Source organism: Muribaculum gordoncarteri, from assembly GCF_004803695.1.
In the GTDB taxonomy this organism is placed as follows: Bacteria; Bacteroidota; Bacteroidia; order Bacteroidales; family Muribaculaceae; genus Muribaculum; species Muribaculum gordoncarteri.
On sequence record NZ_CP039393.1, the window covers coordinates 2,680,594 to 2,696,068 of the forward strand.

A 15,475-nucleotide genomic window follows, 5' to 3' on the forward strand; every position below is an offset into this window, starting at 1 on the left:
TTATTTATTTGCGTCCGAACATCTCCTTGAGTCCGTCCATGTCAAATGTAAGCGTGAAACGAAGTGTCTGGTCAAGCGGCGATGTCTGCGCGGTAGCTATCATATAGGAAGCGTCGAGCCGAAGCACATTGAGAGCGAATCCGGCACCCATACCGAAGTATTTGCGACCTCCCTTGAACTCATTCTCATAATAGTATCCGGCCCTGAGGAAAAACTGCTGATTATAGCTGTATTCAGCACCTATCGCCCATGTAATCTCACGCAGCTCCTCCTTAAATCCTCCGGGGGCATCGCCGAACGACTTGAAAATCCCGGTTATAGGCGACATGTCCTCCCACTCCACAAGAGCGTCAAGATAACGCTGTTCGCCTTCAGGAGTGTCGTCATAGTCGCCCCGACGGGGCTTGGTGGGGACAAGCAGCTTATTCAGGTCGAGCGAAAGGGCAAGATTGTGGTAATCGGCAAGAGGGAATGTGAATGTAGTACCAAGTCGCAGGTTGGCGGGCAGAAATACGGGGCTCTCCCCGTTATTGTAGCTCACCTTGCTTCCTACATTGGACACGTTCCAGCCCCACGACCATTGACACTCATTACGCCCTATCATGGGATAGTAGGTGAAGAATCCGGCTACATCAGCCGAAAAAGCCGAAGCTCCGGTCGACTGGTCGCCCGAGTATGAGGTCGAGAAACCAAGGTCGGAATAGATGTAACGCAACACGACTCCCATCGAATATTTATCGGACAATTTACGGGAATATCCCACATCAAACGACATTTCATAGGGATTAAGAGTCTGACCCGCCGAGATGTCGCTGCCAGTGGTTATCTCGCCAAGCGAAAAGTAACGTAGCGAAGCGCTCACCGCCTGGTTGTCACCGTCGCCTATCTTCCAGTATCCCGAAAGGTTGGCGAGAAATATGTCGTCGACAATCTTGCGCAGCCACGGAGTGTAGCTGAGCGACACCGCCCCACCGCTATAGGCAAATGCATACTTTGCCGGATTCCAGAACTGGGAATTGGCGTCGGGATCGGTGGCCGCACCGATATCGCCCATCGATGCACCGCGTGCATCGGGAGCTATGTTAAGCGAAGTCACCCCCGTCTGCACAGGATTGAATTCGTCCTTCGGAGTTTCGGCGACGAGCGTCGAGTGAAGAAACAATATGGCGAGGGCGGTCAGCGTGTATCGTACCATGTAATGTGACATTGTACTATAATAACCGCAAAACCGCCCTTTTATTGTATAAGCGCGAGCCAAAGAGGTCGATTACTTCTCCTCGCCCTTAATAAGCCTTACGTGATATATGCCTCCCGCACTATGTCCGGGATGGCTGCGGAATGTCACCGTCACGTGCGATTTGCCGGCGAGCAGATCGGCGGGAATAGGATACTCCACATTCACAAATTCGTCACGCTTCCACTTGCCCGACACATTTTCCGATGCAAGCAGAGTGTCATCAACGAGTATGTCAAATGTACGCTTTCCGTTCTCATTACCCCAGTAACGCACCATCAGGGCAAGCGAGTCGATGTTGTCGGTGCTCAACATGTAGCTGAAGTAGCCTCCGTTGGAAGCGTCACGCCAAGGCTCGCCCTGGAAGTTGCCCTTATTGGAGCGGTCAAACTTCATGCCGTGATCCACCTCAGGCTGCTGCTCACCGGTGTTGACAGCGTCGACAGTGCGGCGGTCGAGAGCAAGGCGCATCTCCTCCTTAAGCTGCTCTTCGCGCAGGTAGGAGGCATATTGCTCGGGAGTCATCGAAAGCCAGTACATCATGTAACGGCAATCGTGGATGCGGGCAAAGGGTTCAAGTTCAAGTGACGCATATTTTGCATCAAACAGTCCGGGGACGGTATATGTCATCGGCTTGCCCTCAACAGGCTTCATGTTATTGAGCTTCTTAAGAATCTCGTCACGCGTTCCTATAAGTAACGGAGTATCAAACACAGAAACAAGCGGACCCGATGCGATGTGCGCCCAACGACCGTCGTCACCTACAAGACCGTCGAGATTTTCGGTACTGTAACGCGCACCCATCACAATGGGACCGCGCACGATCGATATGTAATCGGGCACATTGGGTATCTCCTCAACCGTTACGGCCATGGGCAACGACAGTTCCACTACATCACCGTCACGCCATGTACGGTCGATCGTCACATAGGACTGCGCCGGAGAGGCAGCAATCTCCTTTCCATTGACCTTGACAGTCATCCCCTCGCACCATCCCGGATGACGCAGCTGAAGCTTGAACTTCTTCTTGCCACGGGTATTCACGACGAGGCGCGATGACTCGGAGTCGGGGAACGATGTCGACTGGGTTAGTGTCACGCCCTTGTCACGCCAGTTAAGACGCGATGCGATGAAGAGGTTCACCTGAAGCGAATCGCCCGAATGAGTGTATATGAATTGTCCGTATTTTCCGTGATTCTCCATTCCGGTTCCGACGCAGCACCACATTGCGCTGTTGGGCTGTGAATAGACGCGATAGTGACCCGGACGAGCCGAGGTGAAGTAAACGTAACCTCCGTGTTCGGGGTGTTGGGTCGACAGGATGTGATTGAACAGAGCGCGCTCATAGAAATCGGCATACTCGGCGGTAGGCGACATTCGGAACAGGCCCTCGGTCAGCTTCAGCATATTGTTGGTGTTACATGACTCGGGGCCTTCACGGTCATCGGCGTAGCTCTTGCAGTCGGCAGCCGAAGCAAAATGCTCGCGACGGCTGTTTCCGCCTATCGACAGTGAGCGGTCGTGTACAACGGTGTTCCAGAAGAATCGGGCAGCCGAGTCAAATGTCTTGTCGCCGTCAAGTTCGGCTATTCGCTGATAGCCTACAACCTTAGGCACCTGAGTGTTGGCATGCTTGTTATCGAGGTTGTCGACACCGGCCGCCATGCTGTCAAGCAGCCAATGGTGAGCGAAACGCTTGGCGGCATCAAGGTAACGCTTATCTCCGGTCATGGCATAAGCGTCGGCATAAACTTCGTCCATGCCTCCAAACTCGTTGTCGAGCATAGCTTCCATCTGCTTGTCGTCAAGAGGTGCTATGACATCGATGCCCCAGTCACACAACTTCAGGAACATGTCACGCGCCTGCTTGTCGCCCGTGTACACCCATGCGTCACGCAGTCCGGCGTAGGTCTTGTGAACATTATACCAGGGCACCCAGTATTTCCACACAATGCCCACATTGCCGTCATGTATCTCCTTCCACAGCTTGGCACCGTTGGGCACACCGCCTATATAACCGTCGCCGTTGGCGTCCTGACATCTTTTCAGCTCCGATATCATGTAATCCATTCGCGATTTAAGCTCCTTGTTGCCTGTTGCGGCATAGTGAATGGCGAGAGCCGAAAGATAGTGTCCGCCCACATGTCCGTCAAGTCCTTCCCAGTTGGAGAAAAGCTCGCCCTTGGGCTGCAGACCGGCCTCTTTCAGAAAAGGAGCGAGCAACCGGTCGACATCGTATTGTAGCAGCACATCCACATTCAGGTCGCAGGCATGCTTGAAAGGGCCGTCGAGCAATTGCACATCGCTCAACGAAAACTCATTGGGGTAAAGCCGCTGCTGTGCGCTCAATGGCGACATTGCTGCAAGCAACATGACGCCGGCGGCCAGAAAGTGTCGGTAATTCATTGCAATAGAAATGTTGTTGGGTTAATGATTTCTTACAAAGTTAATGAAAATCCGCAACATAACGCCTATCGACACACAGCAACCGCCAACAATTAGGAATATTAAACAAATGGTGCCGCCCCATTTTCAGGGACGGCACCATCCGTTAAGTTTCAAGTATTAAGTCACTCTTATTTTTCCGAGGCCTGATATTCGGCGCGTGCGATGTACTTGTCAATGTCAAGATTGTAAGCGCGCGAATATTCGGGATAGTCAGCCTTGATAGCCTTGAGCACCTTAAGCTCGGCGGCATAATCCTTCTGCTCACGAAGCACGGTGGCCTTCTTAAGCATGAAGAGCGGAGTATAGAGAGCGTTGTTGTCGCTTATCTTGATGGCCTTGTCGTAGGAAGCAAGAGCATCGGAATACTTCTGGAGATTGACATAGCAGTCACCTTCGAGCGACATTGCAGCAGCGCCCACAAGAGCTTCCTTGGGATCGAAGTTCTTCAGGTTGCTGATTGCCTCCTCATACTTTCCGTCACGGTAAAGCATTGTTGCGGCAACAAGAGTGGCACGGTTGCCGGCCTCATATCCATATTCGTTGGCAACCTGCTGATATTGTGCAAGTGCTACCGAGTCATTGCCCTGCGAGAGGGTGATGTCGGCCTGCGATACAGCCTCGTTAGCGGCCTTTATACCGGGGTTACGCACTGCAAAAATGTAGATGATAACGATGATGGCGATTACCGAAATGGCAATCATGCCCCACATTACATACTTCTGACCTTTGGTCACATTGTTCTTTAACTCTTCATTCTCCTTGTTGAGCACATCAAGCTCAATAGGTTCATTCTGTTTCGGGTCTTTATCAGCCATTGTGTATTAATATTTTTCAGTATATAACAAATGAGAGCCGAAAAAGTAGGCTCATTAATTGTGCAAAATTAACCTAAATTATTAATTTACCCAAATTTTACGGCAAAAAAGGCAATAATAACAAAAATGAGGTATATCAAACGGCCGACAAGCCAAAAAAGGCGTTAAGAGTGAGGATTATTAGGCAATTATTATGTAATTTTGCATCAATTTGATAAATTGTATACAATTATGAATATACTTGAATTGAGCGAACAAGAGATAGTGCGCCGAGGAAGTCTTGACGAAATGCGTCGTATGGGCATAGACCCCTACCCCGCAGCCCTGTACCCCACCGACGCCTATACCACCGAGATTAAAGAGACATTCAGCGACGATGCGCCTCAACGCGAGGTGTGCATAGCCGGCCGCATAATGAGCCGCCGCATAATGGGCAAAGCCTCATTCATGGAACTTCAGGACTCGAAAGGCCGCATTCAGGTCTACATAAGCCGCGACGACCTCTGTCCCGGCGAAGACAAGGAGCTATACAATGTAGTGTTCAAGAAACTCCTCGACATAGGCGACTTTGTGGGAGTGAAAGGCTACGTGTTCCGCACTCAGACCGGCGAAATTTCGGTTCACGCCCGCGAGCTCACGGTGCTTAGCAAATCACTGCGTCCGCTCCCCATCGTCAAGGTCAAGGACGGCGTTACCTACGATGCATTCGACGATCCCGAGCTGCGTTATCGCCGCCGCTATGTCGACCTCGTTGTCAACGATCAAGTAAAGGACATATTCATCAAGCGCACCAAAGTGTTCAACTCGATGCGCAACTACTTCAACGACCACGGTTACATGGAGGTGGAAACACCCATCCTGCAGTCGATACCCGGCGGTGCAGCCGCACGCCCCTTCATCACCCACCACAATGCGCTCGACATTCCCCTCTATCTCCGCATTGCCGACGAGCTTTACCTGAAGCGCCTCATCGTAGGTGGCTTTGAAGGTGTCTACGAGTTCTCAAAGAACTTCCGTAACGAGGGTATGGACCGCACCCACAACCCCGAGTTCACCTGTATGGAAATCTACGTTGCCTACAAGGACTACAACTGGATGATGGACTTCACCGAAAAGATGCTTGAAAAGATATGCCTCGATGTCAACGGCACGACCGAAGTCAAGGTTGGCGACAACACTATCAGCTTCAAGGCTCCCTTCAAGCGCATAACGATGATTGACGCGATAAAGGAGCACACCGGCATCGACATCGCCGGCATGGACGAAGAGCAATTGCGCGAAGTGTGCCGCAAGCTCGACATCGAAGCCGACGAAACCATGGGCAAGGGCAAGCTCATCGACGAGATATTCGGCGAAAAATGCGAAGGCAACTACATTCAGCCCACGTTCATTATCGACTATCCCATCGAAATGTCGCCCCTCACCAAGCGTCACCGCAACAATCCCGAGCTCACCGAGCGCTTCGAGCTTATGGTCAACGGAAAGGAACTTGCCAACGCATATTCCGAGCTTAACGACCCCATCGACCAGTATGAGCGCTTTGTAGAGCAGATGCGTCTTGCCGAAAAGGGCGACGACGAAGCAATGATAATCGACAAGGACTTCATCCGCGCTCTTGAGTACGGAATGCCTCCCACTTCAGGCATGGGAATCGGCATGGACCGACTCGTGATGCTGATGACCGGCCAGACCACCATTCAGGAGGTGCTGCTCTTCCCGCAGATGCGTCCCGAAAAAGTCCAGCCCCGCGACAAGGAAGAGGCCTACACCGCAATAGGAGTACCCGCCGAATGGGTTGCACCGCTTCAGAAAGCCGGCATAATGACCGTGAGCCAGCTCGCAGGAGCCAATCCCGGCAAGATATTCCAGGATCTATGCGGCATTAACAAGAAATTTAAACTCGAACTTAAAAATCCGACACAGGACGACATCAAGTCATGGATTGCAGCAGTCGAACAGTAGAATCAACATTCCCGTTCCCCGGCAAGATAGCGGTGATGGGTGGAGGCTCCTGGGCCACCGCCCTGTCAAAACTGCTGCTACAGAATTGCGACTCGATAATATGGTATATGCGCCGTGACGACCGCATCAACGACTTCAAGAGGCTCGGACACAATCCCGCCTATCTGTCGGATGTGGAGTTCCCCATAGGACGCATCGATTTCCGCAGCGACATAAACGCGGCATGCACCGAAGCCGACACTCTCCTGATGGCAATGCCGTCGCCCTACTTCAAAAGCCACCTGGCAAAGCTGACAGCCGACATATCGGACAAAAACATCGTAGTGGCCACCAAAGGCATCGTCCCCGACGAGAATGAGGTGATAAGCGACTACATGGTGGAGTACTACGGCGTCGACCCGTCACGCATAGTAGTCGTGTCGGGACCCTGCCATGCTGAAGAGGTGGCACTCGGCCGATTGAGCTATCTCACCGTTGCCTGCAACGACATCGAGCTTGCACGTAAATTCACATCCATGCTCGACGGAAAGGCGATGAAGACCTTCGTATCGACCGATGTACACGGAATTGAATATGCAGGCGTACTTAAAAACATCTACGCAATAGCCTCGGGAATGGTACACGGGATGAAAGCCGGCGACAATTATCAGGCGATGGTGATATCCAACGCCATACGCGAGATGGCGCGGTTCATCGAAGCCATATCGCCCGGCAAGCGTCAGATATGCGACTCGGTATATCTCGGCGATCTGCTCGTGACATCCTATTCAAGGTTCTCACGCAACCACAATTTCGGAGCCATGATAGGACGAGGCTACACCGTAAAAGCAGCCATGATGGAAATGGAGATGGTGGCCGAAGGATATTACGGCACAAAGTGTATTCATGAAATAAATCGTAAATACGAGGTGAACATGCCGCTGCTCGATTGTGTTTATCGTATACTATACGAGCGTTGTCCCGTGTCACTGGCTTTTGAAAAACTCAGTACCGAATTGATATAACCCTTAAATGACATATTTAACACCAACAGTTATGAAAAAAATTCAAGTAAACATCAAGCACATCCTCAATACAGTCAACGAGGAGTCGGTGCGCACCATTCAGAAAGGTGCTGCCGCCGCAGGACTTGAAAAGCTCAACAAGGGCACAGGCGAAGGAAACGACTTCCTCGGCTGGCTCGACCTCCCCTCTCGCACCCCGGCTCATCATCTCGATGAAATACAGGCCGTGGCCGATGAGCTGCGTAATTCATGCGATTATGTGGTGTCAATAGGCATCGGCGGTTCCTACCTCGGAGCCAAGGCCGTAATAGAAGCCCTCAGCAACTCATTTGACGCATATACTCCGGCATTGCCCAACAACCCCAAGGTGCTCTTCGCCGGACAGAACATAGGAGAGGATTACCTCTATGAGCTCCAGGAATTCCTGAAGGACAAGAGATTCGGAATCATCGTAATCTCGAAGTCGGGAACCACTATCGAGCCGGCAATCGCATTCCGTCTGCTTAAGGAGCAGCTCGAGGCACAGGTGGGCAAGGAGAAGGCTTCAAAGCTCATCGTTGCCATAACCGACGCCAAGCGTGGAGCATTGCGCCAGCTTGCCACTGAAGAGGGCTACAAGACATTCGTAATCGACGACAACGTAGGAGGACGATTCTCAGTACTTACCCCCGTGGGACTGCTTCCCATCGCAGTTGCCGGATTTGACATCAAGAAGCTCGTAGAAGGCGCTCTTGAATTGCAGCACGACACCGAGAAGGCAAGCGACGACAACATCAGCGAGCTATATGCAGCCGCACGTAACGCCCTTTATCAGGCCGGAAAGAAGATTGAGATCCTCGTAAACTACAATCCCAAGCTCCACTACTTCGGAGAATGGTGGAAACAGCTTTACGGCGAAAGCGAGGGCAAGGACCACAAGGGCATATATCCGGCAGCAGTCGACTTCTCCACCGACCTTCACTCAATGGGCCAGTGGATACAGGACGGCGAACGCACAATATTTGAAACAGTGCTGTCGGTTGACTCAGTAAAGCACACCAAAGTCATCCCTTCAGACGAAGCAAACCTTGACGGATTGAATTACATCGCAGGAAAGCGCGTCGACGAAGTAAACAAGATGGCCGAGCTCGGCACACGCATAGCTCATGTCGACGGCGGTGTTCCCAACATCCGCATCACCATCCCCGAACTCAGCGAAAAGTATCTCGGACAGCTCATCTACTTCTTTGAGAAGGCTTGCGGAATATCGGGATACATTCTCGGCGTGAATCCGTTTAACCAGCCCGGTGTAGAGGACTATAAGCGCAACATGTTTGCTCTACTTGAGAAGCCCGGTTACGAAGAGGCCACCAAGGCCATTCAGGCAAAACTCGGCGAATAAAGCGAAAGCGCGACATAATTAATCAGAGCGAGGCACGACCCACAAAGCGGTCATGCCTCGCTTTTTCAGTTAATACATAGTTAAAACCCGCTATTTGAGCCAATTTATGTGAAATAAACCCTGACTGAGCGACCATTTACCAATCATAGTTGTTAAACCTACAAATCCATTCAAGGAGAGACCCACATATTTGATAATTGCTAATTCTATGGAACACACAAGTAGCAAAAATACGCCCCGAGAAGACAGGACTTCCCGGGGCGTATTACGTATAATGAAAAAGTACTTATTGCATTAATCGAGCTGAAGTGTCACGATTGACTTGGCGGGCAAAGTCAGCTTGAGCGAACCCTTGTTGATTTTTGCACCGTTGAAAGCCTTGAGAGTCACCTTCTCGGGCTGACCGAAATCGTTATAGTCGGCGATGTTGGCCGAGGTAAGGATTTCACCCTTTACATTCTTAGCCTTGATGTTGCCGAGAGGTATGTCGATTTCGCAAGGTTCGTTGAGGTCGGTGTTAACAAGTGATATAGCCACCTTGCCGTCCTTCTCCGATGCAGTTGCGCTGATTACGGGCACAAGACGGTTGTCACGCACCTTACGATAGGTAGTATTTACCGAAAGGGGGATAAGCTTTGCATCCTGGTGAGGAACATACATCTTGAACACATAGTAGGTGGGAGTAAGCACCATCTGATTGTCCTTGGTGAGTACCATCGACTGGAGCACGTTGGCAATCTGTGCGATGTTGGTCATCTTCACACGATCGGTAAGGTCATGGAACACGTTCAATGACAGAGCTGCCACCATTGCGTCACGCATGGTGTTTTGCTGATAGAGGTGACCGGGTACGGTTCCGGGCTCCTCGTCCCACCATGTACCCCACTCGTCAACAAGAAGAGCTACACGCTTGTTGGGGTCAAACTTGTCCATGATGTCCATGTGCTTGCGGGTTACATCACCAACCTCAAGGCACTTGCCGAGAGTCCAATAGTAGTCATCGTCGGTGAATTTGGTTGCCGAGCCCTTGCTGCCTACCCAACCGGGAGTTGTGTAGTAGTGGAGCGAGATACCGTCCATGAGATTGCCGGCCTTGTCCATAAGCACTTCGGTCCAGTTGTAGTCGTAGTCACTTGCACCTGAAGCGATTTTAAACAGGCGGTTGCCGTTGAAGTTGCGGCAGTAGGTCTGATAACGGCGATATGCGTCGGCATAGAATTCGGGAGTGAAGTTACCACCGCAACCCCAGCTTTCATTACCAACACCGAGATATTTAAGATGCCAGGGCTTCTCACGACCGTTCTCCTTACGAATCTTGGCCATGGGACCCTCCTCGGCGGTTATATACTCAACCCACTTTGCAAGCTCCTCTACCGAGCCGCTACCCACGTTGCCGCTAAGATAAGGCTCGGCACCGATAAGTTCGCAAAGGTTGAAGAATTCATGAGTTCCGAAGCTGTTGTCCTCAACAGTTCCACCCCAGTTGTTGTTGACCATGCGGGGACGGTTCTCCTTCGGGCCGATACCGTCAACCCAGTGGTATTCATCGGCAAAGCAGCCGCCGGGCCAGCGAAGCACGGGCACCTTGATGTCGCGCATTGCCTGAAGCACATCGTTACGATAGCCGTTGGTGTTGGGAATGGGAGAATCCTCGCCTACCCATATACCACCGTAGATACATGTTCCAAGGTGTTCGGCAAACTGGCCGTATATCTCTTTATTAATCACTGGAGCCGATTCCTGAGGATTCAGCGTCACGGTTACGCTCTTGTCGGCAGCGTTGGCGGCTGAAGCACATCCGAGGATAAGCGCCAATGCACCGGTTTTAATCAAATAGTTCATTAGTTTAGGTTTTTTAGTATAGTTCGTTATATTATTTTTCAGGCCAGATGCCTTCGGTAGTCATAGCGATTCGCTTGATTGTACCGTCGAGATTGTAGTAGAGTCGGTCGATGCACAATGAGCGGCGATAGCTACATCCGTCATTGTTGATGGCGCCGTTATGGTAAATGAAGTACCAGTCGCCGTTGAACTCTATTATGGCTTGATGGTTGGTATTGGAATTGCCTGCTATTTCATTCAAAATGCCCTTGGGCTCCCACGGGCCGTTAATGCTGCGGCTCATGGCGTAGCATATCTTTTCGGGGAATTCCGACGCATACGACAGGTAGTACCAGTCGCCGCGCTTGTGAATCCACGGAGCCTCGGTGTATCGGAGAAGGTTTATTGGAATTATAGGGCCGTCAAGCTCGATCATGTTAGGCTTGAGCTTTGCATAGTAGCACTGTGTGTTACCCCAGAAGATGTAGGCCTGACCGTCATCGTCGATAAACACGGTGGGGTCTATGTCGTCCCATCCTATGGAGGTGTACTCGGTGGTCATGTCGTTGGTCACGAGAGCCGAGCCTCGGGCGTCGACAAACGGTCCGAGAGGGCTGTCGGCGACAGCGACTCCGATCGACTTGCCGGGGATGGTGGCATGTTCCACTGTCACATACCAGTAAAACTTGCCGTCACGCTCTATGACCTGACTTGCCCATGCGTCACCCTTGGCCCACTTGAAGTCCTTGGCACGAAGAGGTGCGGGATGTTCGGTCCATGTCACGAGATCGGGAGATGACAGCACACACCACTCCTTCATGTCATAGTAATAGTGGGGAGCGGGACACTCGTCATGTCCGGCATATATATAGACCTTGCCGTCATGCACGAGAGCGGCGGGGTCGCCGAGATATTTATAGTTGACAAATGGATTTCCCTTCGCTACGAATGTCGTATCGGCGGGAGCGGCCGCCGACGCGCCTGCAGCGGCCGTCAGCAGCACTCCTGTCAATAATGTAGTGAGTTTATTCATTCGCCGGTTACTGTTTCTTGAAGTGATAAACCGAGAATGTGTTGGGCTCGATAACTGTAGTCCAGTCGGCCTTCTCCTCCATTGCAAACTTCTTCATCGAGGGAACGATCTTGTTGGGCTCCTCAAGGGTGTTCTCCGAGTCAAGATCCTTGGTCGAGAGTGTCTGTGCAGTCACACCTGTGATCACATCCTTCTTCTTAAGGCCGGCAAGCTTGATGTTGAGTTCCTGAGGCTCCGACGAAGTGTTGGCCACCTTTACTATATATTCGTTGCGATCCTTGTCGTAGACAGCGCTTGCAAACAGGCCGTTCTGACCCTCGGCACCGGTAACGTTCTTCTTGTCCATGGTGAGAGGAACTACGTTGGTACCCTTGTTTTCGCTGAACAGCTGCTGAACGTAGTAGCTTGCTGTGCGAACCGAGTTGTTGTTGTCATACCAGATCATGTCGGGACGCCACTGCCATCCTTCAACGTGAGCGAAAAGAGGTGCATAGGTTGCCATGTGAACAACATCGGCGTTACGCTCAAGACCGGTCATGAATGCAGCCTCAAGAAGAGCGGCGTTGTAGTGGTTGTACTTCTTGCCGCGTCCGTGACATGCATATTCTCCGGCAAATACTTTCGGACCCTTGCGGTCGTAGTTGTCGTAACGTGCGCCCTGGCTCAAGAACCAAGATTCGGGACGATAGAAGTGCTCGTCAACGAGGTCAGCCTTAAGGCGAGTCATTTCAGGCCACAGGTAGTCAAACTCCTTACCTTCGGAGTTGGGACCCGATGAACCGATAATCTTTATGTCGGGATACTTTGCGCGGATAGCCTTGATGAAGGGCTCAAGACGCTCTACATACTCGGGACCCCACTGCTCGTTACCTACACCGATAAACTTGAGGTTGAAGGGAGCGGGATGACCCATCTCGGCACGAAGCGCACCCCACTTGGTCGAAGTGTCGCCGTTGGCAAACTCGATAAGATCCAATGCATCCTGGATGTAGGGCTGAAGCGAGTCAACTGCTATGTGAGCGTGCATGTCGTCGTTCTGATACTGGCAGGCAAGACCGACATTAAGCACGGGAAGCGGCTCGGAACCGATCTCTTCCGAAAGAAGGAAGAATTCATAGAATCCAAGTCCGTAGGACTGGAAGTAGTCGGGGAAGAAACGATGGGGGAAAGTGTAGTGCCAACGGTTCTCGTTGAGAGGACGGTTTTCAACCGGGCCTACAGTCTTCTTCCAGTCGTAACGGGTGTCGATGTCGGTACCCTCAACGATACATCCGCCGGGGAAACGGAAGATACCGGGCTTAAGGTCGGCGAGAGCCTGAGCGAGGTCTTTGCGCATTCCGTTCTCATGTCCCTTCCAAGTGTCAACCGGGAAGAGCGAGATGTGCTCAAGGTCAACAGTGTGTTCGGGCTTGCTCAGGAAGATGCGGAGCTTACCCTTGGTCACCGAAGTTTCGGGCTTGAGGATTACCGTGTACTTCTTCCACTCCTTTGAGTCGATTGTAATCTCCTGCTGAGTCATTGTCTGGGTTTCGCCCATCGCCTTGGTGTCGACAAGCTCCACGCGTATTTTAGATGAACCACCGTCGGGTACGCGAGCCCATACCGAGAAGCGATACTCTTCGCCGGCCTTGAAGCTCACGCCGAAGAATCCTTCATTCTCAACTCCTGTCCACTTGTGGGGGTGTCCGGGATTGGAAAGGCGTACATAATGGGGATTGCGTTCAAACGGACCGTCATTCTTTAAGTCAACATGTCCGAATATCTCCCAACCCATGAAATTTTCAGGGAATTCAAACGAGCGGTTCTTTATCATCTCGGCATAAAGACCACCGTCGGCGGCATAGTTGATGTCCTCAAAGAAAAGACCGTACATGGTTGGTTGCACCGGAGCACCGATTTTGTTGGTTTGGACTACGAGCTCATTGGTCGCAGCATTAAGAGCGAGCCCTGCACTAAGGGCTACTGCAGTCAATAATCTTGAATTAAATTTCATGATATAAAGTTAAAAAATTACTATTCTGGGTTTTGGCTATGGTCATTTGGTTCTCTTTCCCCACACTGAGCGGCCCTGATCATCAAGTCCGGTAAAAAGCACTGTGTCGAGCCGGCGTTCCCAGTCATGACCTGCAAAGATAATCAAATTATTGATTTTTTCGCCGTTAAGCGTCATGGATAATAGCTGATTTTTTTCATCAAACTGCCATGAGCCCTTGTTTTCGGCTATCACACCTGCATTGGCAAGCGTATACGGTTGGGCGATGTTCCATTCGCCGTCGAGCAAAGCGCCCTCACCCCACAGAATCTGTCCGGCTTCAAGGCGGCGTTCGGCACGAGGCTCGACTATGCGCACTATCTCCCACTCGCCTTCAAGATCGGCGGCGCTGAAACTGCGCTGGGGCACTCCTGCATAACGCTGGGGCGAAACCACAGGCCAGCCGTCGGGAGTGAAGAGTATGCGGCGCACATGTAGGTCCATCAAGGCGCTTTCGGAAGCGAGGCGTCCCTGGTGAGCCATGAAGTAATTGCCTTCACCGTCGGTAAACACTCCGCAATGGGCTGTGCCCACCCAGCCGTCATGGCTGTCAAAGCGGTAAGGAGCCGTGAGGATGGGGAAATTGTTGGTGGTGTCGCTCATCTCCTTGCCGAAGAAGTCGATGAAAGGGCCTTCGGGCTTGTCGGAGCGTCCTACTCTCACGTTATATGTGGTCATCAAAGGGTCGTAGGAACCGAAAAGGAAATATTGGCGTGACGGCTCATGATAGATTATCTCGGGGGCCTCGAGGTTGTGCACGCTATAGTCGGCACGACGAGCCACGAGGTGACCCTGGTCGCCGGCGTTCACGGGAAGACCTGTGGCGGGATTGAGCTCAACGCAGTAGAGTCCGCCGAAAAACGATCCGTAATGCATCCACCACTTGCCGTCGTCGGTCACGACCACCGAGGGGTCGATTGCGTTCATTACCGATGACTCGTCGGTGCGCACTACACAACCCTTGAGTTCCCAAGGGCCTTCGGGCGACGATGACTCGGCAAGACCTATATATGATGTGTTCTTTCCGAATGCCGACACACAATAATAAAGACGGAACTTATCGCCGTAAGGCATCATATAGGGAGCCCAGATGTTTTCGGCTCCATTGCCACCGGCATTCGACTTCACCCACTGAACAGCCTCGGCGGGAATTTCGGGCAAAGCCCATCCGAGAAACTCCCAGTTTACAAGGTCGGCTGAGCGACGCATCTGAATGAAGCCCATAGGCACGCCCTTCTCGGCAGCCTCCTGACGGTTCTCGGCAAAAATGGCATCGGTCGAATACATATAATAATAGTCGCCTACTTTACGGCACGCAGGATCGTGTACATTGTAAGTTCCCCACGATTTGTAGTTTTCCATTGACGATAAAGATCGGTAATCGTCGGCCCAAGGATTAGGAGCCGGGACGGGCTTGAACACATCGGCCCGACTGAATCCGGGCAGAAGCATCAAAACAACCGGCAATAAAGTTTTGCAAAGGTTTTTCATGAACAAAGTGTTTTTTTTAATTTCGGCACAAAATTACCTTTATATACAATATGAATGGTGGACATATCACGATTTAGGGTGGACAATGAGTGTAAATCGACACTAATCAAGTAGCGAAGCCCCTGATTTATGCCAAAATAAACATCTATTAGTATATATTTCAATTTAAAATTACTATCTTTGCACACTCTCGATTAACAACCGAATTCACAGTAACCCAAAACGAAATTGCCACTACCGCATACCATGATGAG

General features: G+C 51.4%; 10 protein-coding genes. 3 read left to right on the plus strand and 7 right to left on the minus strand.

Annotation, left to right across the window (positions count from 1 at the left end):
* Positions 1–4 precede the first annotated feature (4 nt).
* The 3 genes from porV to E7746_RS11835 all read right to left on the minus strand — a co-directional run bounded on the left by porV (position 5) and on the right by E7746_RS11835 (position 4,497).
* The gene (porV, locus tag E7746_RS11825) at positions 5–1,195 is read right to left on the minus strand and encodes a type IX secretion system outer membrane channel protein PorV (RefSeq protein WP_136410932.1); all 1,191 of its coding nucleotides are present in this window, start codon (positions 1,193–1,195) and stop codon (positions 5–7) included.
* Between the two features lie 72 nt (positions 1,196–1,267).
* Positions 1,268–3,640, minus strand: coding sequence for a glycoside hydrolase family 127 protein (locus E7746_RS11830; protein ID WP_136410933.1), 2,373 nt, complete (start codon positions 3,638–3,640; stop codon positions 1,268–1,270).
* Between the two features lie 170 nt (positions 3,641–3,810).
* Positions 3,811–4,497 (minus strand): tetratricopeptide repeat protein, encoded by a 687-nt coding sequence (locus E7746_RS11835; RefSeq protein ID WP_123395451.1) that lies wholly within the window; start codon positions 4,495–4,497, stop codon positions 3,811–3,813.
* Between the two features lie 231 nt (positions 4,498–4,728).
* Here E7746_RS11835 and lysS point away from each other — a divergent pair, with 231 nt between their 5' ends.
* The 3 genes from lysS to E7746_RS11850 are packed head-to-tail and all read left to right on the plus strand — an operon-like array spanning position 4,729 to position 8,844.
* Positions 4,729–6,459 (plus strand): lysine--tRNA ligase, encoded by a 1,731-nt coding sequence (lysS, locus tag E7746_RS11840; RefSeq protein WP_123395450.1) that lies wholly within the window; start codon positions 4,729–4,731, stop codon positions 6,457–6,459.
* On the plus strand, positions 6,435–7,463 hold the full coding sequence (locus tag E7746_RS11845; protein WP_238337183.1) for an NAD(P)H-dependent glycerol-3-phosphate dehydrogenase: 1,029 nt from the start codon (positions 6,435–6,437) through the stop codon (positions 7,461–7,463). Before lysS ends, E7746_RS11845 begins: the two co-directional genes overlap by 25 nt.
* 31 nt (positions 7,464–7,494) lie before the next feature.
* Positions 7,495–8,844, plus strand: a complete 1,350-nt coding sequence (locus E7746_RS11850) for a glucose-6-phosphate isomerase (RefSeq protein WP_136410934.1) — start codon at positions 7,495–7,497, stop codon at positions 8,842–8,844.
* Between the two features lie 294 nt (positions 8,845–9,138).
* Here E7746_RS11850 and E7746_RS11855 read toward each other — a convergent pair whose 3' ends face one another.
* From E7746_RS11855 to E7746_RS11870, 4 genes are read right to left on the minus strand one after another with little or no spacing between them, the layout of a single operon-like run.
* On the minus strand, positions 9,139–10,686 hold the full coding sequence (locus tag E7746_RS11855; protein ID WP_136410935.1) for an alpha-N-arabinofuranosidase: 1,548 nt from the start codon (positions 10,684–10,686) through the stop codon (positions 9,139–9,141).
* Between the two features lie 31 nt (positions 10,687–10,717).
* A complete protein-coding gene (locus E7746_RS11860) occupies positions 10,718–11,698 on the minus strand; it encodes a glycoside hydrolase family 43 protein (RefSeq protein ID WP_136410936.1) in 981 nt (326 codons plus the stop codon).
* Between the two features lie 7 nt (positions 11,699–11,705).
* Positions 11,706–13,691 (minus strand): alpha-L-arabinofuranosidase C-terminal domain-containing protein, encoded by a 1,986-nt coding sequence (locus E7746_RS11865; RefSeq protein WP_135946628.1) that lies wholly within the window; start codon positions 13,689–13,691, stop codon positions 11,706–11,708.
* A 42-nt stretch (positions 13,692–13,733) separates the two neighbouring features.
* The gene (locus E7746_RS11870; protein WP_238337387.1) at positions 13,734–15,182 is read right to left on the minus strand and encodes an arabinan endo-1,5-alpha-L-arabinosidase; all 1,449 of its coding nucleotides are present in this window, start codon (positions 15,180–15,182) and stop codon (positions 13,734–13,736) included.
* Positions 15,183–15,475: the final 293 nt, after the last annotated feature.